22 protein-coding genes are annotated in these 21,779 nt (G+C 57.7%); 7 read left to right on the top strand and 15 right to left on the bottom strand.

The features are described 5' to 3' along the window. From ybaK to copA, 3 genes are all read right to left on the bottom strand, one after another. A complete protein-coding gene (gene ybaK / locus ACOTY9_RS17615; RefSeq protein WP_014882819.1) occupies positions 1-480 on the bottom strand; it encodes a Cys-tRNA(Pro)/Cys-tRNA(Cys) deacylase YbaK in 480 nt (159 codons plus the stop codon). A 199-nt stretch (positions 481-679) separates the two neighbouring features. Beyond that, a complete protein-coding gene (locus ACOTY9_RS17620; protein ID WP_348565996.1) occupies positions 680-1,474 on the bottom strand; it encodes a TraB/GumN family protein in 795 nt (264 codons plus the stop codon). Between the two features lie 50 nt (positions 1,475-1,524). Further along, entirely contained in the window at positions 1,525-4,023 is a 2,499-nt protein-coding gene (gene copA / locus ACOTY9_RS17625) for a copper-exporting P-type ATPase CopA (protein ID WP_348565997.1), read from the bottom strand. A 108-nt stretch (positions 4,024-4,131) separates the two neighbouring features. Here copA and cueR point away from each other — a divergent pair, with 108 nt between their 5' ends. Then, positions 4,132-4,542: a Cu(I)-responsive transcriptional regulator gene (gene cueR, locus ACOTY9_RS17630; RefSeq protein WP_014882822.1), complete on the top strand. Its 411-nt coding sequence runs from the start codon at positions 4,132-4,134 to the stop codon at positions 4,540-4,542. Here cueR and ACOTY9_RS17635 read toward each other — a convergent pair. Further along, positions 4,539-4,991: an NfeD family protein gene (locus ACOTY9_RS17635; protein ID WP_023332259.1), complete on the bottom strand. Its 453-nt coding sequence runs from the start codon at positions 4,989-4,991 to the stop codon at positions 4,539-4,541. The two genes, cueR and ACOTY9_RS17635, sit on opposite strands and share 4 nt — an antisense overlap. Next, positions 4,988-5,902, bottom strand: coding sequence for an SPFH domain-containing protein (locus ACOTY9_RS17640; RefSeq protein WP_008499312.1), 915 nt, complete (start codon positions 5,900-5,902; stop codon positions 4,988-4,990). Before ACOTY9_RS17640 ends, ACOTY9_RS17635 begins: the two co-directional genes overlap by 4 nt. A 136-nt stretch (positions 5,903-6,038) precedes the next feature. Between ACOTY9_RS17640 and fetA the strand changes: the two genes are divergently transcribed. After that, the gene (gene fetA / locus ACOTY9_RS17645) at positions 6,039-6,710 is read left to right on the top strand and encodes an iron efflux ABC transporter ATP-binding subunit FetA (protein WP_014882824.1); all 672 of its coding nucleotides are present in this window, start codon (positions 6,039-6,041) and stop codon (positions 6,708-6,710) included. After that, positions 6,703-7,485 (top strand): iron efflux ABC transporter permease subunit FetB, encoded by a 783-nt coding sequence (gene fetB / locus ACOTY9_RS17650; RefSeq protein WP_023336832.1) that lies wholly within the window; start codon positions 6,703-6,705, stop codon positions 7,483-7,485. Before fetA ends, fetB begins: the two co-directional genes overlap by 8 nt. A gap of 86 nt (positions 7,486-7,571) precedes the next feature. On the opposite strand, the gene ACOTY9_RS17655 is transcribed toward fetB, so the two are convergent. From ACOTY9_RS17655 to tesA, 3 genes are read right to left on the bottom strand one after another with little or no spacing between them, the layout of a single operon-like run. Further along, on the bottom strand, positions 7,572-8,426 hold the full coding sequence (locus ACOTY9_RS17655) for a co-chaperone YbbN (RefSeq protein WP_014882826.1): 855 nt from the start codon (positions 8,424-8,426) through the stop codon (positions 7,572-7,574). A gap of 58 nt (positions 8,427-8,484) precedes the next feature. Beyond that, entirely contained in the window at positions 8,485-9,255 is a 771-nt protein-coding gene (locus tag ACOTY9_RS17660; protein WP_014882827.1) for an SDR family oxidoreductase, read from the bottom strand. A 28-nt stretch (positions 9,256-9,283) separates the two neighbouring features. Further along, complete coding sequence (tesA, locus tag ACOTY9_RS17665) at positions 9,284-9,907, bottom strand: multifunctional acyl-CoA thioesterase I/protease I/lysophospholipase L1 (RefSeq protein WP_014882828.1); 624 nt, start codon at positions 9,905-9,907, stop codon at positions 9,284-9,286. Here tesA and ybbA point away from each other — a divergent pair. The 3 genes from ybbA (at position 9,878) to ACOTY9_RS17680 (ending at position 14,303) form a co-directional block, all read left to right on the top strand. After that, the gene (gene ybbA, locus ACOTY9_RS17670) at positions 9,878-10,564 is read left to right on the top strand and encodes a putative ABC transporter ATP-binding protein YbbA (RefSeq protein WP_014882829.1); all 687 of its coding nucleotides are present in this window, start codon (positions 9,878-9,880) and stop codon (positions 10,562-10,564) included. The genes tesA and ybbA overlap by 30 nt on opposite strands. Continuing rightward, a complete protein-coding gene (gene ybbP / locus ACOTY9_RS17675) occupies positions 10,561-12,975 on the top strand; it encodes a putative ABC transporter permease subunit YbbP (protein ID WP_045269145.1) in 2,415 nt (804 codons plus the stop codon). The genes ybbA and ybbP overlap by 4 nt, the downstream gene beginning before the upstream one ends. A gap of 182 nt (positions 12,976-13,157) precedes the next feature. Next, positions 13,158-14,303 (top strand): porin, encoded by a 1,146-nt coding sequence (locus tag ACOTY9_RS17680; RefSeq protein ID WP_348565998.1) that lies wholly within the window; start codon positions 13,158-13,160, stop codon positions 14,301-14,303. A gap of 87 nt (positions 14,304-14,390) precedes the next feature. Here ACOTY9_RS17680 and mnmH read toward each other — a convergent pair whose 3' ends face one another. The 5 genes from mnmH to ppiB all read right to left on the bottom strand — a co-directional run bounded on the left by mnmH (position 14,391) and on the right by ppiB (position 18,461). Then, the gene (gene mnmH / locus ACOTY9_RS17685) at positions 14,391-15,461 is read right to left on the bottom strand and encodes a tRNA 2-selenouridine(34) synthase MnmH (protein WP_023338130.1); all 1,071 of its coding nucleotides are present in this window, start codon (positions 15,459-15,461) and stop codon (positions 14,391-14,393) included. 94 nt (positions 15,462-15,555) lie between these two features. Next, positions 15,556-16,623, bottom strand: a complete 1,068-nt coding sequence (purK, locus tag ACOTY9_RS17690; RefSeq protein WP_014882833.1) for a 5-(carboxyamino)imidazole ribonucleotide synthase — start codon at positions 16,621-16,623, stop codon at positions 15,556-15,558. Beyond that, complete coding sequence (gene purE, locus ACOTY9_RS17695; protein ID WP_014882834.1) at positions 16,620-17,129, bottom strand: 5-(carboxyamino)imidazole ribonucleotide mutase; 510 nt, start codon at positions 17,127-17,129, stop codon at positions 16,620-16,622. The genes purK and purE overlap by 4 nt, the downstream gene beginning before the upstream one ends. Before the next feature lie 111 nt (positions 17,130-17,240). Continuing rightward, complete coding sequence (lpxH, locus tag ACOTY9_RS17700) at positions 17,241-17,963, bottom strand: UDP-2,3-diacylglucosamine diphosphatase (protein WP_045134737.1); 723 nt, start codon at positions 17,961-17,963, stop codon at positions 17,241-17,243. A 3-nt stretch (positions 17,964-17,966) separates the two neighbouring features. Then, entirely contained in the window at positions 17,967-18,461 is a 495-nt protein-coding gene (gene ppiB / locus ACOTY9_RS17705; RefSeq protein WP_014882836.1) for a peptidylprolyl isomerase B, read from the bottom strand. Between the two features lie 175 nt (positions 18,462-18,636). On the opposite strand from ppiB, the gene cysS reads away from it, so the two are divergent. Then, positions 18,637-20,022: a cysteine--tRNA ligase gene (gene cysS / locus ACOTY9_RS17710; RefSeq protein ID WP_087530083.1), complete on the top strand. Its 1,386-nt coding sequence runs from the start codon at positions 18,637-18,639 to the stop codon at positions 20,020-20,022. Between the two features lie 89 nt (positions 20,023-20,111). On the opposite strand, the gene ACOTY9_RS17715 is transcribed toward cysS, so the two are convergent. Next, complete coding sequence (locus tag ACOTY9_RS17715; RefSeq protein ID WP_045134738.1) at positions 20,112-20,639, bottom strand: metal-dependent hydrolase; 528 nt, start codon at positions 20,637-20,639, stop codon at positions 20,112-20,114. A gap of 73 nt (positions 20,640-20,712) precedes the next feature. Continuing rightward, positions 20,713-21,729, bottom strand: a complete 1,017-nt coding sequence (gene malI, locus ACOTY9_RS17720; protein ID WP_014882839.1) for a Mal regulon transcriptional regulator MalI — start codon at positions 21,727-21,729, stop codon at positions 20,713-20,715. Positions 21,730-21,779: the final 50 nt, after the last annotated feature.

The following is a 21,779-nucleotide window of genomic DNA, read 5'->3' on the forward strand; positions in this document are numbered from 1 at the left end:
TCAATCCCTGCGCGCAATATCCGCAAACTTCGCGTCCAGCATTTTCGCCAGATCGCCCGCCGCCAGCTCGATATCCAGCCCGCGTTTGCCGCCTGAAATATAGATCGTGTCAAATTCCTGCGAAGGGGCATCAATCAGCGTCGGCAGGCGTTTTTTCTGCCCCAGCGGGCTAATCCCGCCCACCAGGTAGCCGGTGGTCCGTTGCGCAACCATCGGATCTGCCATATCCACCTTTTTCGCCCCCAGCGCCTTCGCCACTTTCTTGAGATCGAGCTGTCCGGCGACGGGCGTGACCGCCACGGCGAGATGTTTCATATCGCCGTTCACCGCAACCAGCAGCGTTTTATAGACCTGGTCAGCGTTCAGCCCCAATTTGCGCACCACTTCGTCGCCAAAGTTGGTTTCATTCGGATCGTGATCGTAAGTGTGGATCCGGAAAGAAATGTTGTTTTTTTCGAGTAATTTAACGGCGGGAGTCATAGCTATCCTTCTTACGACAGACAAATCATGCCAACAGCATACGCCTGACGTTTGTCTAAAAAATAGCACCATCTTGCGCAATAGTATTGGCAGTGATGGTCACTTTGAGCGACAATCGGCTCAACCGAAGGTCTCCTTCGGCATAATAAAAACGATGAAATTCCTCTTTGACGGGCCAATAGAGATATTGGCCATTTTTTTATTTCAGCAGCGACGGCAAATTCCCTTCTCCGTACAAATGTAACGCCCCGACCGCAACCACGTATTCCCCGGCAGGTAATGCATGCAGCGTCTCTCGCCAGGCATTGTTGCGCGCATTCATCAGCACATCATACAGCGATTCGCTGAACGTTGACGGTAGCGCCAGCTTTCCGTCTGCTGGCGGCGCATCCAGCCACCAGCCAATCATGGTTTGCAGCAGACGTGCGTTGGTGTGCCAGTGGGTCAGCGTATCATCCAGCAGCATGCGGCCGTCGTCCGGAAGCTGACGCAGGAGCGCAATCTGGCTGTCCGTTCCTTCCAGTTCAATGATGGGCAGATTGTGCGCTCTTGCCTGATTGAGCAGCTGGTAATCAATACCGTAGTCACCGCGCAGACCCAGTCGCTGCGCCTGCGTGGCCTGTAGCACCATCGCAATTTGCCAGAGTGGCAGGGCGTCAATCATAGAGAGCGACACGCCGGTTTCTTCGGCGACGCGCGTCAGTTCCGCCAGTTGGGCTTCGTCCAGACGTTCCGCCAGGGTCAGATCGCTTTCAAGCCCGGCAAACGGTGACTCCTGGCCCGAAATATCCGCCTCGACGACCAGCGCGTCGGCGCGCTTCAGCCGTTTTATCAGACCGGGGGGCAGAGGTGACATATCCTGAGTACCCATATGGATGCTGCCGACCAGATGCAGGTGCTGACCGCCGGGCAGGGAGATATCCAGGCCGGGCCACGCATAACGGCGGGGAAAGAGAGCGCGAAACGAGGTTTTTATACGATTAAACAGGCTCATACGCGCTCCATAAACGGAAAGGTTCATGCTAGCGCGTACGAGAACAAGGTTCAATCTTTCGGTTTAAAGCGCAACAGGCGGTTGGCATTACTCACCACGGTGATGGAGGAGAGCGCCATTGCCGCACCTGCAACCACCGGGTTAAGCAGCGTGCCGGTCAGCGGCCACAAAATGCCGGCGGCAATTGGAATACCGAGCGAGTTATAGATAAATGCCCCCAGCAGGTTCTGCTTCATGTTGCGCAACGTGGCTTTCGAAATGGCCAGCGCATCGGCAACGCCCATCAGGCTGTGGCGCATCAACGTGATGGTGGCGGTTTCAATGGCAACATCGCTCCCGCCCCCCATGGCGATACCGACGTCTGCCTGGGCCAGCGCCGGGGCATCGTTGATGCCGTCGCCCACCATCGCCACCTGACGTCCTTGGCGTTGCAGGTTCTTAATCGCATCCGCTTTGCCATCCGGCAGAACGCCTGCAATGACTTCATCAATACCGGCTTCTTTCGCAATAGCGTTTGCCGTCGTCGGGTTGTCCCCGGTCAGCATCACCAGGCGATAGCCCGCGCGGTGCAGACGCGCCAGGGCATCCACGCTGTCCTGACGAAGTGGATCGCGCACGGCCAGCAGGGCAGCGGCTTTGCCATCCACCGCCAGCAGAACCGGGGTTGCCCCCTGAGATGCCTGCGCTTTCAGTTCGCTTTCCAGCGCCGCGGTATCAATACCATTATCATTGAGTAAGGCCTGGTTACCCAGCAGCAGCGTATGCCCCTCGGCTTCACCGCTGACACCGAGCCCGCGCAGCGTGCGGAAGTTACTGACCTGCGGCAGGGCCGCAGCATTCGCTTTCTCGAGAATGGCGCGCGCCAGCGGGTGGCTGGAGCCTTGCTCCAGCGCGGCGGCGAGACGCAGCGCGTCCTCCTGCGCGATGCCTGCGGTGTTCACGGCCACAACCTGCGGTTTCCCCTCGGTCAGCGTGCCGGTTTTATCAAACACCAGCGTATCCAGCGTACTGGCCCGCTGCAGTGCGTCCGCATCCCTGACCAGCACGCCAAACTCGGCGGCACGGCCTACGCCGGAGATAATGGACATCGGCGTGGCCAGGCCAAGCGCGCATGGGCAGGCAATAATCAGCACCGTGGTGGCAATCACCAGGGTGTAGACAATCTGTGGCGCAGGGCCGAAGAAATACCAGATCGCCGCGCTCAGCAGGGCAATACCGACCACCACCGGCACAAAAATGGCCGAGATTCGGTCAGCAAGCTGGCCAATCTCCGGCTTGCTGCTCTGAGCCTGGCGCACCATTCGGATAATACGCGACAGCGTAGTATGGCTACCAACCGCACTGGCGGTGAACAGCACGCTGCCGTCCTGAACGACCGTGCCGGCATGGACGGCATCGCCGTCGGATTTCTGCTGAGGGATGGGTTCCCCGGTCAGCATCGCTTCATCCAGCCAGGCTTCACCCTGGGTTATCGTGCCGTCAACGGGCACGCGATCGCCGGTGGTCAAACGCAGCGTCATGCCGGGCTGCACTTCCGCCAGCGGGACGCTTTTTTCCCCCTCATCCGTGACCACGCGGGCCGTCGGTGGGGTTAAATCGAGTAATCGTTCCAGCGCTTTGGAGGAGCGCTGACGGGCGCGGGCTTCCAGCATATGGCCTAAGTTAATCAGGCCGATAATCATCGCGCTCGCTTCATAATAGAGATGACGCGCTTCCATCGGGAACCACTGCGGCCAGACGTTAACGCTCATTGAATAGAGCCACGCCGCGCCGGTACCGAGTGCGACCAGCGTATCCATCGTCGCGGTGCGGTTTTTCAGGCTCTTCCAGGCGCTGGTATAGAAATGGCCGCCTGCAAACACCATGACCGCAAGGGTAATCAAACCAATCACCAGCCACAGCGCGCGGTTGTCGGCGGTGACCATCATATTGTCACCCATCATGCCCCACACCATCACCGGGATCCCCACCAGCAGGGCGACAATCGCCTGCCAGCGGAAGCGCTTCATGGTGGCGATAGCCGTTTCCTGCTGGCGCTCACGGCGTTCGACATCATCTTCGATGGCCTCTGCGCCGTAGCCCGCTTTCTCCACGGCCTGCACTAACTCTGCGGCGGAGGCACTGCCCATCACCAGCGCAGTACGCTCCGCAAGGTTTACCCGTGCCTGTGCGACGCCCGGTACCGCCTGTAAGGCATTTTGTACCCGGGAGACGCAGCTGGCGCAGCTCATACCGTTGATCAGCAGCTGTTGGCTGTCATCAATATCATCCGCTGCCGGAAGCTCAGGAGTGGCCGCTGTCAGTGCTTCCGACGGGGATGATGACTCTGCCAGCGGTTTAGCCTTTGGGTGGCTCAGCTCCGCCCCATAACCCGCTTGTTTAATGGTATCGATCAGCGCATCCGCGCTGGCGCTGCCGGTCACGGCGGCATGGTCGATAGTCACCTCAGCGCTTTCAACATCAGGACGCTGTTCCAGGCTTTCTTTAACGCGTTTGACACAGTGGCCGCAGGAGAGGCCGTCCAGCGTCAGGTCAATAGTGTGAGACATAACAAAACTCCCGTATAATGAACTGGTCAGTTGTTGACCGGAGTAACGCTTTTCGCTAACTGTTATGAAGGTTAAACCTTCCATCAAGGGGAAGGTCAAGGGGGAAATGTGAATATCAGTGACGTGGCAAAAAAAACCGGCTTAACCAGCAAAGCCATTCGCTTTTATGAAGAGAAAGGGCTGGTAACGCCGCCGTTGCGCAGTGAAAACGGCTACCGCAGCTACACGCAACGGCATCTTGATGAACTGACGTTACTGCGCCAGGCAAGGCAGGTGGGGTTTAACCTGGAAGAGTGCGGCGAGCTGGTAAACCTGTTTAACGATCCGAAGCGCCACAGTGCCGACGTGAAAAAACGCACGCTGGAAAAAGTGGCGGAGATCGAACGCCATATCATCGAATTACAGTCGATGCGTGAACAGCTGTTACAGCTGGCGGATTCCTGTCCGGGTGATGACAGCGCCGACTGCCCGATTATCGACAATCTTGCCGGCTGCTGCCACCGCAAAACCCACGCTTAACAGGCTTTTACCCGCAGGGTAATGCCTTCTACCGCAATGACCTCGACCCGTGTTCCGGCGCTGAGGTCGTCGTCGGCCACCACCGGCCACGAGCTGTCACCTACGCGCATATGCCCGCGCCCGTTCACCAGCGGGGTGTCGAGCGTAAAACGCTTGCCGACGATCTGCTGTCCGCGCTGGTTAAGGTGGGCATCCAGCGGTTTCTGTTCGCTTACCTGTCGGTTCAGCCAGCGCCACCACAGCCAGGCGGCCACCAGCGTCAGCACGGCAAACAGCGCCCCCTGCCACGCCCAGTCAAGCGGCAGAAGCCAGACGACCAGGCCGGTAATGACCGCGGCAACACCGCTCCACAGCAGGTAACCGTTGCCGCCCAGCATCTCGGCGGCCAGCAGTAAGCCACCGAGGCTTAGCCAGAACGCATGAGGATGTGCGACGATCAGTTCAATCATTTTTTACGCTCGTTTCCGCTGTCTTTAATCAGTTCGGCAATCCCTGCGATAGAGCCCATCAGGCTGCTGGCATCCAGCGGCATCATCACCACTTTGCTGTTGTTCGCGGAGCCGATCTCTTTCAGTGCATCGGTATATTTTTGCGCGACGAAGTAGTTCACGGCCTGGATATCACCGGCGGCAATCGCCTCGGATACCATCTGGGTCGCGCGGGCTTCCGCCTCTGCAGAACGTTCACGCGCTTCTGCCTGTAAGAATGCGGACTGACGATCGCCTTCCGCTTTCAGGATCTGCGACTGCTTTTCCCCTTCCGCTTTGAGGATTTCGGCCTGACGCACCCCCTCGGCTTCCAGAATATAGGCACGCTTGGTTCGCTCAGCCTTCATCTGGGCGTTCATGGAGGCGATCAGTTCTGCCGGCGGGCGCACGTCGCGGATCTCGATACGGGTGACTTTGATCCCCCACGGGTTCGTGGCCTCATCGACAATGTGCAGCAGGCGGGTATTGATGCTGTCGCGCTGGGAGAGCATCTCGTCCAGCTCCATCGAGCCAAGCACGGTACGGATGTTGGTCATCGTCAGGTTAACGATCGCCAGCTCCAGGTTGCTCACCTCATAGGCCGCTTTCGGCGCATCAATCACCTGAATAAAGCAGACGGCATCAATGGTAACGTTGGCGTTATCCTTGGAGATCACTTCCTGAGAAGGGATATCCAGCACCTGTTCCATCATGTTGATCTTGCGACCGATGCGGTCCATGAACGGGACAATCAGGCTCAAGCCAGGCTGTAGCGTGTTGGTATAGCGGCCGAAGCGCTCGACGGTCCACTGATAACCCTGAGGGACAATTTTGACGCCTGCGCCGACGATAACCAGCGCAACGAAGATAAGGACAGGAACAACGATGAGCATAAAAACCTCCTGTTTTGCATGCTATGGCAGAAATGAAATCACTTTTTGTTGATCCTAAGTATACGAGGAAAGTCGCTTTATTATCACTCATCGCCGTAAACTACTGCTCATTATTGGGATAAAGGCAGAAGATCACATGAAGGATAACAGCGCGGTATTAACCATTGAGGACGTGGGCTACCGCACAGGCGGTACCACCATTCTGAATAATGTCAGTTTTAGCCTCTTGCCGGGCGAGTTTCGACTGATTACCGGCCCCTCAGGCTGCGGGAAAAGTACGCTGCTTAAAATCATTGCGTCGCTGCTCACGCCAACGTCGGGAAAGATCTTCTTTGAGGGGAAGGATATTTCAACGCTTTCACCCGAGGCTTACCGCCAGCAGGTCTCTTATTCGGTGCAAACCCCTAGCCTGTTCGACAGCACGGTGTACGATAACCTGCTTTTCCCCTGGCAGATCCGACATAAGACGCCCGATCCTGAACGGTTTTCCGCCGACCTGGCACGCTTCAATCTGCCGCCGGACACCCTGACAAAGTCCGTTTCCGAACTGTCGGGCGGAGAAAAGCAGCGCGTCTCGCTGATCCGTAATCTGCAGTTCTTACCGAAGGTGTTACTGCTCGATGAGATCACCAGCGCGCTCGATGATGCCAACAAGCGCAACGTCAATGAAATCATTCATCGTTACGTCCGCGAGCAGAATATTGCCGTGCTGTGGGTGACGCATGACGCTAACGAAATTACCCATGCGGATGACGTACTGACGCTCCAGCCGCATGGCGGAAAAATGCAGGAGGCAAACCGTGGGTGAGCACAATATTACGAACGAATCCCTGGCGTTTTCGATGGTGCTGGTGCTGATCGCGATTGTCGTCAGCTACCGTGAAAAGCTGGGGCTGGAAAAGGACATTGTGTGGAGTATCTGCCGCGCGGTGATTCAGCTCATTATTGTCGGCTATGTGCTGAAGTATATTTTCAACGTCAACCACGCGGTGCTGACGCTGCTGATGGTGTTGTTTATCTGCTTCAATGCGGCGTGGAACGCGCAAAAGCGCAGTAAATACATCGATAAGGCGTTTGTCTCGTCGTTTATCGCCATTACCACCGGAACCGCATTAACGCTGGCGGTACTGGTGCTTTCCGGCTCAATTGAGTTTACGCCGATGCAGGTTATCCCTATCTCAGGGATGATTGCCGGGAACGCCATGGTGGCCGTTGGGCTGTGTTATAACAATCTCGGCCAGCGCTTCAGCAGTGAACAGCAGCAGCTACAGGAGAAATTAAGCCTGGGAGCGACGCCTAAAGTGGCCTCCGCGCGGCTGATTCGTGAGAGCATTCGCTCATCGCTGATCCCCACGGTAGATTCAGCCAAAACGGTCGGGCTGGTGAGCCTGCCGGGCATGATGTCGGGGCTGATTTTTGCCGGTATCGATCCGGTAAAAGCGATTAAGTATCAGATTATGGTGACGTTTATGCTGCTCTCAACGGCAAGCCTGTCCACCATCATTGCCTGTTACCTGACCTATCGGAAGTTTTACAACGCGCGCCATCAGCTGGTGGTGACGCAGTTGAAAAACGTGCGGTGATTATGCCGGGCGGCACTGCGTTTGCCCGGCCTACGATCCGCACTTTTCCAGGCCCGGTAAGCGAAGCGCCACCGGGCATTTTTTTGTTAGTAGAGCAACGCGTACAGCTGACGACGATACTTCGACGCCAGCGCATCGCCGGTGCCCAGCGCGGCCAGGATCTCCTGGAACATCTTGCGCGCCTGACCGTCTGCGGCAGCGAGGTCTTTTTGCAGATGGCTAAACAGCAGCTCAAGCGCTTCTTCGTTACGCCCCACCTGATGCAGCTGCAGCGCCAGCTGGCTTGCCAGAGCCGCATCGGCCGGGTTGTCAGCGACCTGCTGCTGCAGTTGCTGAATTTCCGGCGTATCTGCCGCCTGTTTCAGCAGTTCAATCTGCGCGACCAGCCCCTGATAGCGGGTGTCCTGATCCTGCAGGGGAACCGTTTTGAGCACGGCTTCGGCGTCTTCTGAACGGTGCAGAGCAATCTGCGTTTCCGCCAGCAGCAGGCCAATCTGACTGTTCTGATTCGAGAGCTGCCACGCGTCTTTAAGCAGCGGCAGCGCCTCGTCGTATTTGCCTTCCTGCATCAGCGCCATGGCTTCCTGCGCTTTCAGCTCTTCTTCGCGCGGGAGGACTTTATCCAGCAGGGCGCGAATGGCCTCTTCCGGCTGTGGCCCCTGGAAGCCATCGACAGGCTGACCGTTCTGGAACAGGTAGACGGTAGGAATGGCGCGCAGACCAAACTGAGACGCCACCATCGGTTCTGCGTCACAGTCCAGTTTGGCAAGAATGAACTGACCGTTGTACTGCGCGGCGAGGCTTTCCAGCACCGGCGTCAGCTGTAAACAGTGCTGGCTGCGTTCAGACCAGAAGTAGAACAGCACGGGTTTTGCCATCGACTGTTCGAGGATCTGTTGCAGGTTTGCTTCAGTAATATTGACGATATTCTGTACGGACATGCGGCCTTCTCTTTTATCGGTTTGTTATTTACATGGGGGTGAGCGCTGTCGCTTCAACTCAACCGTGTAAAATTTTGTCCATCATCCGGCCCGGTAGCAGACGTTTTAACCAGCCAACGGCATGGGTGACCAGCGTTACCGGGTAGCGCATTTTGGGATGTTCACTCTCAAAAGCATGGCGCACTTTGGCAACCACCGCTTCGGGCCCGAGCGTAAATCGTGCGGCAATGCCGGGGTTTTCGACCGGTTTATCCGCCTGCGTCTGGTTAACGTTTTCGGTAAAGCGGGTGCGGATCGGGCCGGGTTCAATCAGGCTGACCTTAATGCCGCTGTGACGTAACTCCATGCGCAGGGCGTCGGACCAGGCCTCCAGCGCATATTTGCTGGCGGCGTAGGCGCCGCGGCCGGGCGTTGATATCAGACCCATAACTGACGATGTCATCACGATACGCCCCTCGCCGTGCGGCAGCATGGCGGGGAGCAGACGCATGGTGAGCTGGTGGACACCAAAGAAGTTGGTTGAAAACTGCTTTTCCAGCGTTTCGCGCGAGAGCGTATCCAGCGGGCCATACACGCCGTAACCGGCATTATTAAAAAGCCCGTACAGACGATTGTCGGTCAGGGCTATCACCTCATCGGCGGCGCGTTCGACGCTTTCCGGGGAGTCCATATCCAGCAGCACGCCGGTAAAGCCCAGCCCGTTCATGCGTTCGACATCGTCGGGTTTGCGGCAGGCCGCCAGCACCCGAAATCCCTGACGCTTTAATTCGAGCGCGCTTTCAAGACCGATTCCGCTGGAACATCCTGTAATTAAGACCGATTTTTGCATAACTTTACCTGTCAGGATCTCCGCTTAATCAGGAGTCATGTTTAACTAAAGGAGCCAGCCGCGTTGCCATCCAGTCGGCAATAAACGGCTGCGCATCGCGATTGGGGTGGATCCCGTCGTCTTGCATCCACTGGGGTTTGAGATAGACCTCTTCCATGAAAAATGGCAGCAGCGGAATATCAAACTCTTTGGCAAGCTTAGGGTAGATCGCGCTAAAGGCTTCATTATACCGACGACCGTAGTTAGCGGGCAGGCGAATTTGCATCAGCAGCGGCTGGGCGTTTGCCGCCTTGATGTCCTGCAAAATGGTGCGCAGCGTCTGTTCCGTCTGCTGAGGCTGGAAACCGCGCAATCCATCGTTGCCGCCAAGCTCAACCAGCACCCAGCGCGGCTGATGCTGTTTGAGTAGCGCTGGCAGGCGCGACAGGCCCTGCTGCGAGGTATCGCCGCTGATGCTGCCGTTGATAACCGTCGTCTTGCTCTGCCATTTATCGTTGAGCAGAGCGGGCCAGGCTGCGCTGGCCGCCATACGATAGCCCGCGCTCAGGCTGTCGCCGAGAATCAGTAACGTGTCCGCTGCCGCCGCGCGGAAGGTCATCAGAATCAAGAACAGGAAGGGCAAATGCCAGCGGAAAACAGTGTTGAAGTTCATCGTCTTAAGAAGTCCGTCGGTCAGGGGGAACACGAGCTTTCCATCCTTACTGGAGTTGAACTCGTTGTCAAACGCGCTGAAACCATCGCGCTGATTGGCGAATCCGGTTCCGGCAAGTCCACGCTGCTGGCGATTCTGGCCGGTCTGGACGACGGGAGCAGCGGCGAGGTTCATCTTGTCGGGCAGCCGCTGCACCAGCTTGATGAAGAGGCGCGTGCTGCGCTGCGTGCGCGCCACATCGGGTTTGTCTTTCAGTCTTTTATGCTGATCCCCACGCTGAACGCGCTGGAGAACGTCGAACTCCCGGCGCTGTTGCGCGGTGAAAAGAGTCGCGAAAGCCGCGCCCATGCGAAGGCGTTGCTGGAACAGCTCGGTCTGGGCAAGCGCCTCAGCCATCTTCCCGCACAGCTTTCCGGCGGGGAGCAACAGCGTGTGGCGCTGGCGCGCGCCTTTAATGGCCGCCCGGAAGTACTGTTTGCTGATGAACCCACCGGCAACCTTGACCGTAAAACCGGCGACAAAATCGCGGATCTGTTGTTCTCGCTTAACCGTGAACACGGTACCACGCTGATCCTCGTGACCCACGATCCGCAGCTGGCCGCCCGCTGCGACCGGCGTCTGCGGCTGGTCAACGGTACGCTTCAGGAGGAAGCATGATTGCCCGCTGGTTCTGGCGCGAGTGGCGCTCGCCCTCGCTGCTGATTGTCTGGCTGGCGTTAAGCCTGGCGGTGGCCTGCGTGCTGGCGCTCGGCAGCGTCAGCGACCGTATGGAAAAAGGGCTCAGCCAGCAGAGCCGGGAATTTATGGCCGGGGACCGGGCGCTGCAAAGCTCGCGTCCTGTTCCGCCGGGCTGGATTGAGGAAGCGCACAAAGCAGGGTTGAAGGTGGGGGAGCAAATCACCTTCCAGACCATGACCTTTGCGGGAGACACGCCGCAGCTCGCCAGCGTGAAAGCCGTGGATGATGTCTACCCGATGTACGGTGACTTACAAACCAGTCCGCCGGGGTTAAAACCAACGCCCGGCACGGTGCTGCTGGCATCGCGTTTAATGGCGCTTCTGAACCTGAAAGCCGGTGACAGTATTGACGTGGGTGATGCCACGCTGAAAATTGCCGGGGAGGTGGTGCAGGAGCCCGACTCCGGCTTTAACCCCTTCCAGCTTGCGCCACGCCTGCTGATGAACACGGCGGATGTTCCGGCAACCCATGCTGTCCAGCCGGGCAGCCGCGTCACCTGGCGCTACAAGTTTGGCGGCACGCCAGCCCAGCTTGATGGGTATGAAAAATGGCTGCTCCCGCAGCTTAAACCGGAGCACCGCTGGTACGGGCTGGAGCAGGACGAGGGGGCGCTCGGTAAATCTCTGGAGCGCTCTCAGCAGTTCCTGCTGCTTTCGGCGCTCTTAACCCTGCTGCTGGCGGTAGCGGCAGTGGCGGTGGCGATGGGGCATTACTGCCGCAGCCGCTACGATCGGGTGGCGATCCTTAAAACCCTCGGCGCGGGACGGGCGCAGCTACGCACGCTGATCGTCGGCCAGTGGCTAATGCTGCTGGTTTTGTCAGTGTTCACTGGCGGAATCATAGGGCTGCTGTTTGAAAAACTGCTGATGGTGATGTTAAAACCGGTGCTTCCGTCCGCATTGCCACCCGCCAGCTTCTGGCCGTGGCTGTGGGCGATTGGCGCGATGGTCGTGATCTCGGTGCTGGTGGGGCTGCGGCCCTACCGGCTGCTGCTCGCGACGCAGCCGCTGCGCGTGCTGCGTAATGATGTGGTGGCGAACGTCTGGCCGCTGAAGTTCTACCTTCCGGTGATTATTGCGGTCGCGGTGGGGCTGCTGGCCTGGCTGATGGGCGGCAGCACGCTGCTGTGGGCGGTGCTGGCCGGTGCGGTTGTGCTGGCGCTGCTGTGCGGCGTACTGGGCTGGATACTGCTCAACGTTCTGAAGAGGCTGACGGTGAAATCGCTGCCCGTGCGCCTGGCCGTTAATCGTCTGCTGCATCAGCCCTGGTCTACGCTCAGCCAGCTGTCGGCGTTTTCACTGTCGTTTATGCTGCTGGCCCTGTTGCTGGTGCTGCGGGGCGATCTGCTGGATCGCTGGCAGCAGCAGCTTCCCCCGGAAAGTCCGAACTATTTTCTGATCAATATCGCGCCTGAGCAGGTTACGCCGCTGAAGGGTTTCCTCTCTGAGCATCATATTGTCCCGGAGTCGTTTTATCCGATTGTTCGCGCCCGTCTGACGCAAATCAACGGGCAGTCGACGGAGGGGAACAAGGACGAGTCGCTGAACCGCGAACTTAACCTGACCTGGCAGGAGAAACGGCCCGACCATAACCCGATCACGGCAGGCACCTGGCCGCCGAAAGCGGGGGAGGTATCAATGGAGGGAGGGCTGGCGGCGCGCCTGAACGTGAAGCTCGGGGACAGCGTGACCTTCACCGGCGATACCCAGGACTTTACCGCCAAAGTCACCAGCCTGCGAAAGGTGGACTGGGAAAGCCTGCGGCCCAACTTCTTCTTTATCTTCCCGCCGGGGGCGCTGGATGGACAGCCGCAAAGCTGGCTGACCAGCTTCCGCTGGGAAAATGGCAACGGCATGCTGACGCAGCTTAACCGGGAATTCCCGACGGTCAGCCTGCTGGATATTGGGGCGATCCTGAAGCAGGTGGGACAGGTACTGGAGCAGGTGAGCCGCGCGCTGGAGGTCATGGTGGTGCTGGTGACCATCTGCGGCGTGCTGTTGCTGCTGGCCCAGGTGCAGGTGGGCATGCGTCAGCGCCATCAGGAGCTGGTGGTCTACCGCACGCTGGGGGCCGGGAAGCGGTTGCTGCGGATGACGCTCTGGAGCGAGTTTGCGCTGCTGGGGCTGGTTGCCGGTCTGGTGGCCGCGATTGGCGCCGAGACGGCGCTGGCGGTGTTGCAGACACGTGTCTTTGACTTCCCGTGGGAGCCTGACTGGCGTCTCTGGCTGATCCTGCCTCTCTGCGGCGCGGTGCTGCTCTCCCTCTGCGGGGGCTGGCTCGGAACGCGCCTGTTAAGGGGCAAAGCACTGTTCCGGCAGTTTATGGGGTAATCCAGCTCCGTGATAATTGCACACCGGTTTTTATGCCGGTGTGCAATATTTTAAAAGCACAAAGTGATAATACCCACGTATTTAGTAGCACAAAACATTAAAAACCCGTCCACACAGCCCGATTATTTCCAGTTAATATTCACCCGCTAAATATTTAGCAGCGTGTCTATTAAGGAAAAATAATGACTATAAAAAAATCAGCGCTGGCGGTAACGATTGGCGCGGCAGTGGCATTAACGACCTTCGCTTCTCAGGCGGAAATCACCGTTCTTAAACAGGATCCGCAGGCGGGTAACCCGCTGAGCCGCCTGAACTTTACCGTTGGCGGTAGTATTCGTCCTCAGTTCCAGAACATGACCGGCGACGACGGTAAAAACAGCTACAAACGTAACGGCTTTGACGGTGGTACCCGTTTCCGTTTCGCGGCTGATTACTACCTGTTTGATGATATTAGCTGGATAAGCTACTACGAACTGGGTGTGAACATCCCTGCCCAGTTTAACTGGGATCATCACTATGCAGACGGCGCACACGATACCACTCGCCGTATGCTCTACACCGGCCTGAAGAGCGATACCTGGGGTACGCTGACCTTCGGTCAACAGAACAGCGTTTACTATGATGTGGTGGGCGCGAAAACCGATATCTGGGACTACGACATGATTGCTCAGGCACCAGGTAACGGGATCAATGGCGACTACGACGGTTCTTACCGTTCACGCCAGATGTTGAAATACAAGAAAACCGTGGGTGATGCCGACATCTATGCATCTTACCTGTTTGAAGACAGCGAATACCTGCCGGGTAACGGCCTGCGCTATAAGCGTAAAGGCGGCGGTTCACTGGGCCTGGATTACCACCTGACCACCGACCTGACCTGGGGCGTAGCGTGGAACTACACCCGTGCGGACATGCGTAACCCGGACAACGGCGACAGCAAAACCTACGACCAGAACATCCTCGGTACCGCGCTGAGCTGGACGCCGGACAACTGGACCTTCTCCGCAGGCGGCGGCTGGTACCAGAACTTCCTGACCACCAAAAAAGTGTCTGTTAACGACTACTTTGCGGGCGACGCGTGGGGTATTGAATACTTCGCAGGGTATAAATTCCCGATCGGCCAGTATGCGGTGAAATCCATCCAGCCTTACTTCATGGGTGACCGCATTGAGTATGTGAATGGCCGTAACTACCAGCGCATCGACAATGGCGTGGGTATCAGCTTCCAGCTGGATTACGGTTTCCGCGTGGATTACGAACACGTGTTCACCTCCAGCACCGACAACCTGGGCGACATGAACCTGGTGCGTCTGCGTTACGACTTCTAAGTCGTCTGTTCCCCGGTGGCGCTGCGCTTACCGGGGCTACAAAAGCACGCGTAGGCCGGGTAAGGCGTAGCCGCCACCCGGCTTTTTTCAGCGATTCAACCAGCCCGCAACCTCTGCGAACGTGCCGCGATAAATAATCTTCTCCGCTTTCTTCTCAAGCTGATAGCCGTACATCGGGTCGTAATAGTCGTTAAGCAGGGGCGCAAGCCAGCTAAAGTGAACCTCGGTGCAGCCTGTCCGTTGCTGTTCAAGCAACGCGGAATCGAGTAGGGCTGTCAGTTCCGCAAAACGCTGTAGCCCCAGGCGGCGGCGAATGGCGAACAGCCCGTGGTGCAGATACGCGCTGTACTCTTTCCAGCCGGCCTCTTCACCATAAGCGGCAGAAAAATCCGCCCACATGTGGTCGAAGTACTCTTCACGCAGACGCTCAAGACGAATATCAAACGGATCCTCGACAACCGCGATGGGCGCTTCATTCATGCGGTCGCGCAGGCACTCCGGCAGGTGGTTGGAGCCAATCATTCGACCTTCATCTTCCAGCACCCAGCGTGCGGCATCTTTTTTTAACAGCTCGACGGCAAGGTGATTTTCAAAGCTGGCCTGGGACAGTTGCGGAGTGAGCGTGCGGCCAAAGGACGAACCGCGGTGGTGCGCCAGCCCTTCCAGATCGATACCCTGCGCATGCTGCTTCACCAGCAGGGTTTTCCCGTTTCCGGTACAGCCGCCGATAAGCACCATCGGCTTTTGCGACTGCTCAATCGTCACCTGAATCGCCGTCTGGCGCAGGGCTTTATAGCCGCCGCGGATCAGCGGGTAATCGACACCGGCCTCTTTCAGCCAGGCCTGTGAGATATGTGAACGCTGGCCCCCGCGCGCGCAGCAGAGATAACCTTCAGGGTGAGCAAGGCTGGCTTCACGCCAGGCGTTAATGCGCGCCTCACGCGTCTCGCCGTTGACCAGACTGTGGCCGAGCGCCAGTGCGGCCTCGGGGCCCTGACGTTTATAGCAGGTGCCCACGGCGGCGCGTTCGTCGTCGTTCATCAGCGGCAGGTTAAGGGCGGCGGGCATCGCGCCCTGGGCAAATTCTATCGGCGCGCGAACGTCGATTAAAGGGGTATCAGACGCGAGGATCGCGCGATAGTCCGTTCCATCGTTCATGGGTATTCCAGAAATAAAACCAGCAATGGCGGGGATTTTACGCGCGAGAGGAGAGGCCGGGGAAGGGGAAGATCAACTCCCCGGCACTTATCGCTTATTTAAGCTTTGACTGAGCCCAGACAATGCCGCTCGCGTATTCCGGCGGCAGGAGAGGGATCATGGCTTCCAGGGTGGCGCTCAGGCGGCCCGTGTCGCTATCGTTCAGGTTCAGGTGACCCACTTTACGACCCTGGCGGACCTCTTTGTCATACCAGTGCAGATGCACCAGCGGCAGCTTGAGCCAGTCGTAGTTCAGATCGGTCCCGATCAGGTTGATCATTACCGACGGGCTGTTCACGACCGGCTGCGGCAGTGGCAAATCGGTGATGGCACGCAGGTGGAGCTCGAACTGGCTGATGGAGGCACCGTTTTGCGTCCAGTGGCCGCTGTTATGCACGCGCGGCGCCAGCTCGTTGATCAGCAGGCCGGATGGGGTAACAAAACACTCCATCGCCATCACGCCCACGTAACCCAGCTCGTGCATTATGGCTGAGAGCATGTCTTCCGCCTGCGCCTGCTGGTCGGCGTTTGCCTGAGGGAAGGCGACGCTGGTGCGCAGAATGCCGTCCTGATGCAGGTTATGTGTCAGCGGATAAAAGACGGTGTGTCCGTCATGCCCGCGTGCGCCAACCAGGGACACTTCGCCGCTAAAGTTGATGCCCTGCTCAACGATACACTCGCCGTAGCAGTCGTCCGGCAGCTCCGCGGTTTCGTGCGCACGCAGACGCCACTGGCCGCGGCCGTCGTAGCCGCCGACGCGGCGCTTCACGATCGCCAGCTCGCCCAGCATCGCGAACACGTCATTCCACTCGCCTTTATCGGACAACAGCTGCCACGGCGCGGTCGCCAGACCGAGCTTGTCGAACAGCTGCTTTTGCGTCAGACGGTCGGCAATGATCGGAAACACGTCGCGGTTAACGAAGGCGTTATGGCGGGCCAGCTCGCGGGTCAGCGCGGTTTCTGGCCAGCGTTCGATCTCGGCGGTGATCACGCTCTGGTGGAACGGAACCGCTTCCGGTTCGGCATCCAGCCCGACAGGCCAGACGGCAATACCCAGCGGTTCACCGGCCTGGCGCAGCATGCGGCCTAACTGGCCGTTACCGAGGACGCAAACCTGCTTCATGCCGCACCCCGCGGGTCTGGATTATCCAGCACCTCATCGGTCTGGGCTTTACGCCACTCCGCCAGACGCTGGTGTAATGCTTTATCGTGCGTCGCAAGAATTTGCGCCGCCAGCAGGGCGGCATTAGCCGCACCCGCTTTACCAATCGCCAGCGTGCCGACAGGGATACCGCGCGGCATCTGGACGATGGAGTAGAGGCTATCCACACCGCTTAACGCGGCGCTTTGGACCGGGACACCGAGAACCGGTACCAGGGTTTTAGCGGCAATCATGCCGGGCAGATGTGCTGCGCCGCCCGCACCGGCAATGATCACCTCATAGCCATTCTCTTCGGCGCTTTCGGCGAAGCTGAACAGTTTGTCCGGTGTACGGTGCGCGGAGACCACTTCAACGTGGTGCGGAACATTCAGGATTTCAAAGATTTCGGCGGCGAACTGCATGGTAGCCCAGTCGCTTTTGGACCCCATCACGATGGCGACACGCGCCGGATTATTGCGGGAAGACATGCGTCTTAAAACTCCTGTGGTGCGAAACACACTGCTTTCGAGGGCACAGAGAATAGCATGTTATACGGGCAAGGAAAACGGTTGCGCGGTCGTAAACCAGTCGAAAAAACGTTAAAACGGAAACGCAATCAGCTCAACACCCTCAGGCGTCACTTTGACCATGGAACCTTCGCTGTGCCAGGCACCCAGTACAACGCGATGGGCCGGTTCGCCGTTGGCAAGAAGGGAATGAACGTCAGGGCGGTGGGTATGACCGTGGATTAACCACTGAACCCCATGTTTTTCCATTACGCTCACTACGGCCTGCGGATTGACGTCCATGATGGTCATGGATTTACTGCTGTTAGCGGCTTTACTGCCCGCACGCATTCTGGCTGCGATGCGTTTACGGATAAAGAGCGGCAGGGCAAGAAACAGCGTCTGGATCCAGGGGGTGTGAACTTTGGCGCGAAACGCCTGATAGCCGGTATCGTCCGTGCAGAGCGTATCGCCGTGCATAATCAGCAGCCTGCGGCCATAGAGGTCGAGCACCTGTTCTTCCGGCAGCAGCGTCATGCCGCTTTCGCGGGCGTAGCGCTTGCCGAGCAGAAAATCACGGTTGCCGTGAATGAAATAGCAGGGGACTCCGGAATCAACCAGCGCCTTAATGGCGGAGGCGATTTCACGATGCAGCGGGTCAGGATCATCGTCGCCAATCCAGGCTTCAAACAGGTCGCCCAGGATGTACAGCGCATCGGCGCTTTTCGCTTCACCGCGTAAAAAACGCAGAAAACCGGCGGTGATCGCCGGTTCTTCTGTTTGCAGATGCAGATCCGCAATAAAGAGTGTCGCCACGAATTACTCGCTGACGGTCACGCTTGTAATCACAACGTCTTCTTTAGGTACGTCCTGGTGCATGCCGCTGCGGCCAGTAGAGACGGCTTTGATCTTATCGACCACGTCCATACCTTCAACCACTTCTGCGAACACGCAGTAGCCCCAACCCTGCAGGCTTTCGCCGGAGAAGTTCAGGAAGTCGTTATCAGCCACGTTGATGAAGAACTGCGCGGTCGCGGAGTGAGGCGCCTGGGTACGGGCCATTGCCAGCGTGCCACGGGTGTTTTTCAGGCCGTTGTTGGCTTCGTTTTTGATCGCTTCTTTCGTCGCTTTCTGCTTCATACCCGGTTCAAAACCGCCACCCTGGATCATAAAGCCGTTGATCACGCGGTGGAAAATGGTGTTGTCGTAGAAACCTTCGCGGCAGTAGTCCAGGAAGTTTTTAACTGTTTCAGGCGCTTTGTCATCAAAGGTTTTGATTACGATATCGCCATGATTAGTGTGGAAAGTAACCATTTTTGCATCCTGTTCCGTTATTGTGGTACGTCGACCCGCGTTCGGGTCACATATAGGGGCTTGTTATAGCATAACCACAGGACGCGATCACCTTGCATTGTGTGCTGATCCTATTCCGAATTATAGGTATTATAGGGAACAAACAACCCACACACGTGTTTACATGGAATCTTCGATGTTAAAAATCTTTAATACAATGACGCGCCAAAAAGAGGAATTTAAACCTATTCATGCCGGGGAAGTCGGCATGTACGTGTGTGGTATTACCGTTTACGATCTCTGTCACATCGGCCATGGGCGCACCTTCGTTGCCTTCGACGTGGTGTCACGTTACCTGCGTTTTTTAGGCTACAACCTGAAATACGTCCGCAATATCACCGACATCGACGACAAAATCATCAAACGCGCGAATGAAAACGGCGAGAGTTTTGTTGCGCTGGTGGATCGCATGATTGTCGAGATGCACAAAGATTTCGACGCTTTAAACATTCAGCGTCCAGACAGCGAGCCGCGTGCAACTCACCATATTCACGAAATCATTGAGATCACCGAGAAGCTGATCGCACGCGGTCACGCCTATGTGGCGGATAACGGCGACGTGATGTTCTCCGTGCCAACGGACCCGACCTACGGTGCGCTTTCCCGTCAGGATCTGGATCAGCTGCAGGCTGGGGCCCGCGTGGACGTGGTCGACGTGAAGCGTAATCCGATGGACTTCGTGCTGTGGAAGATGTCCAAAAAGGGTGAGCCAAGCTGGCCATCTCCGTGGGGTGAAGGGCGTCCGGGCTGGCACATTGAATGTTCCGCGATGAACTGCAAACAGCTGGGCAAACACTTCGACATTCACGGCGGCGGTTCGGATCTGATGTTCCCGCACCACGAAAACGAAATTGCGCAGTCCACCTGTGCCCACGGCGGCGAGTACGTGAACTACTGGATGCACTCCGGAATGGTGATGGTTGACCGCGAGAAGATGTCAAAATCGCTGGGCAACTTCTTTACCGTGCGCGACGTGCTCAAGTATTACGATGCGGAAACCGTGCGTTACTTCCTGATGTCCGGCCACTATCGCAGCCAGCTGAACTACAGCGAAGAGAACCTGAAGCAGGCGCGTTCGGCGCTGGAACGTCTGTATACCGCGCTGCGCGGTACCGACAAGTCTGTTCCTGCCGCAGGCGGCGACGCCTTCGAAGCCCGCTTTGTTGAGGTGATGAACGACGACTTCAATACTCCGGAAGCCTACTCTGTGCTGTTCGATATGGCGCGCGAAGTGAACCGTCTGAAGTCAGAAGATATGGCGGCGGCGAATGCGCTGGCCTCTCATCTGCGTAAGCTCTCTTCCGTGCTCGGCCTGCTGGAGCAGGAGCCAGACGCCTTCCTGCAGAGCGGTGCGCAGGCGGACGACGGCGAAGTGGCGGAAATTGAAGCCTTGATCAAGGCACGTCTGGAAGCGCGTCAGGCGAAAGACTGGGCGGCGGCAGATGCGGCACGTAACCGTCTGACCGAGATGGGGATTATTCTGGAAGACGGCCCGCAGGGCACCACCTGGCGTCGTAAGTAATTTTCCCCTTACCCTAACCCTCTCCCACAGGGAGAGGGAATTGTTAGGTTTTCTCCCTCTCCCTGTGGGAGAGGGCCGGGGTGAGGGCATCAGCGCGCACGTTTTCTCCACCACAGCAACCCCATCAGCACCACTCCCGGCAGCCAGACCCACAGCAACTCTGAAATGATCACCTGATGTCCGTACGGCGTGGTATAGCGCGACAGGGCAAACGGCGCGACTTTTATCACCTGCCACGGGGCAAAGAAGCGTTCATCTGACCACGGCCACAGCCAGCCGACCCCTTTTCCGCCGGTCGTCACGGAATCCAGCAGGCTGTGAGACAGCAGTGACACGGTCAAAAAAAGCCAGCAGCGCGTCAGAGGGGTTTTGAACCATCGTCGGCCAATCAGCACGCAAAGTATCGGCACCACAAAGGCAAACAGCAGGGAATGGGTAAAGCCGCGATGGCCGAAAACATTGCCGTAAGCGACGCCGAACTTAAACGCCAGCACGTCGGCGTCGGGCAGCATGGCGAGGACAATTCCGGCAAATAACAGGCGGGGAGGGATAACTTTACTTCCCAGGCCTAAGCCCAGGCAAAGGGGAACAGCTGCGTGAGTGATAACGGTAGGCATTGCATTTATCCATGGCAAATCATGGAAATATAGCAGGGTAATGGCGGAAAATACGCTGTGCTATATTCTGATTTTACGCCGACTCGCGTGCGATAAGCTGCCCGGAGAGGGTGATGCGTTGCGTTTGCAGATCTGGCTCTTTCAGCTTACGGATAATCAGCCCTGCCGCCTGACGCCCGGTTTCATCGCTCGCTGAGGAGACATAGGTCAACGACGGTGAGGTAAGGTTAACGTGAAGCATATCTTCAAAACCGACCAGCGCGACCTGCTGCGTCAGGAACACATCTTTACCCACCGTACGCCCCACCTGGTGAATGCCTGAGATGGAGCCGAGCATGGCATCCGGCGAGTGGCAGAGCAGGGCGGTGATGGTGTTGTTCTTCTCAAGCAACTGGCGCGTTGCCATCGCCGCCGCCTGGGTATCATCGGGGCAGGCGGGAGAATATTCGTCACGCCAGACCAGCCCGCTTTGCGTCATGGCACTGCGAAAACCGAGCAGACGTTGCTCGCGGAGAAGACAGCCGTCGCGCCCGCCAATGTAGGCAATGTTGCGATGTCCGCGCTCGATAAGATAGCGCGCGGCCAGGTTCGCGGCCTGGCGGTTATCGCGCATGACCAGGTTACATTTTTCATCCAGCAACGACTGGGAAACGACCACCAACGGCAGCGGGCAGTGGCGAATGTGTTCCGGCAGCGTTGCGGTGCGGGTGTCGGACGCCAGATAGATGACACCCGCCACGCCCTGCTGCTTAAACGAGAGCAGGGTGCGTTCAAGATGCTCACGGTCATTCAGTGGCTGACCGAGAAACACCATATAGCCTTGCTTCTCCAGCTCCTGAACAATGCTCGCCATCACCTTGATGGAAAAGCTGTCGCTGAAGTCCCGCAGGATCAGGCCAATTAAATTAGAGGTGTTGGCGCGAAGGTTGGCAGCGGCGACGTTATGAACATAGCCCAGCGTCGTGATGGCGGCGTTGACCTTCCCGATCGTTGCCTCTGAGATTTTCCCTTTCTGGCGCAGCACCAGTGAAACGGTCGAGACCGAGACGCCCGCGTGCTTTGCGACATCAATAATGCTGACTTTCTTCAAAACCGCTCCCTGAAATTAACCGATTATCAGCCAGATAAAGTAATGCGTCC

The sequence above is a fragment of the Enterobacter cloacae complex sp. SHL012 genome, from assembly GCF_049237505.1.
Classification (GTDB): domain Bacteria; phylum Pseudomonadota; class Gammaproteobacteria; order Enterobacterales; family Enterobacteriaceae; genus Enterobacter; species Enterobacter kobei.

Coding starts and splice junctions, on each gene's coding strand:
- ACOTY9_RS17660 (WP_014882827.1), bottom strand. CDS start 9,255: ATGCAAAAATCGGTCTTAATTACAGGATGTTCCAGCGGAATCGGTCTT.
- ACOTY9_RS17640 (WP_008499312.1), bottom strand. CDS start 5,902: ATGCTCATCGTTGTTCCTGTCCTTATCTTCGTTGCGCTGGTTATCGTC.
- ybbP (WP_045269145.1), top strand. CDS start 10,561: ATGATTGCCCGCTGGTTCTGGCGCGAGTGGCGCTCGCCCTCGCTGCTG.
- ACOTY9_RS17715 (WP_045134738.1), bottom strand. CDS start 20,639: ATGCCTACCGTTATCACTCACGCAGCTGTTCCCCTTTGCCTGGGCTTA.
- ACOTY9_RS17635 (WP_023332259.1), bottom strand. CDS start 4,991: ATGATTGAACTGATCGTCGCACATCCTCATGCGTTCTGGCTAAGCCTC.
- ybaK (WP_014882819.1), bottom strand. CDS start 480: ATGACTCCCGCCGTTAAATTACTCGAAAAAAACAACATTTCTTTCCGG.
- fetA (WP_014882824.1), top strand. CDS start 6,039: ATGAAGGATAACAGCGCGGTATTAACCATTGAGGACGTGGGCTACCGC.
- ACOTY9_RS17680 (WP_348565998.1), top strand. CDS start 13,158: ATGACTATAAAAAAATCAGCGCTGGCGGTAACGATTGGCGCGGCAGTG.
- purK (WP_014882833.1), bottom strand. CDS start 16,623: ATGAAGCAGGTTTGCGTCCTCGGTAACGGCCAGTTAGGCCGCATGCTG.
- tesA (WP_014882828.1), bottom strand. CDS start 9,907: ATGAACTTCAACACTGTTTTCCGCTGGCATTTGCCCTTCCTGTTCTTG.
- cysS (WP_087530083.1), top strand. CDS start 18,637: ATGTTAAAAATCTTTAATACAATGACGCGCCAAAAAGAGGAATTTAAA.
- copA (WP_348565997.1), bottom strand. CDS start 4,023: ATGTCTCACACTATTGACCTGACGCTGGACGGCCTCTCCTGCGGCCAC.
- ACOTY9_RS17620 (WP_348565996.1), bottom strand. CDS start 1,474: ATGAGCCTGTTTAATCGTATAAAAACCTCGTTTCGCGCTCTCTTTCCC.
- ybbA (WP_014882829.1), top strand. CDS start 9,878: ATGCCAGCGGAAAACAGTGTTGAAGTTCATCGTCTTAAGAAGTCCGTC.
- purE (WP_014882834.1), bottom strand. CDS start 17,129: ATGTCTTCCCGCAATAATCCGGCGCGTGTCGCCATCGTGATGGGGTCC.
- mnmH (WP_023338130.1), bottom strand. CDS start 15,461: ATGAACGATGGAACGGACTATCGCGCGATCCTCGCGTCTGATACCCCT.
- ppiB (WP_014882836.1), bottom strand. CDS start 18,461: ATGGTTACTTTCCACACTAATCATGGCGATATCGTAATCAAAACCTTT.
- ACOTY9_RS17655 (WP_014882826.1), bottom strand. CDS start 8,426: ATGTCCGTACAGAATATCGTCAATATTACTGAAGCAAACCTGCAACAG.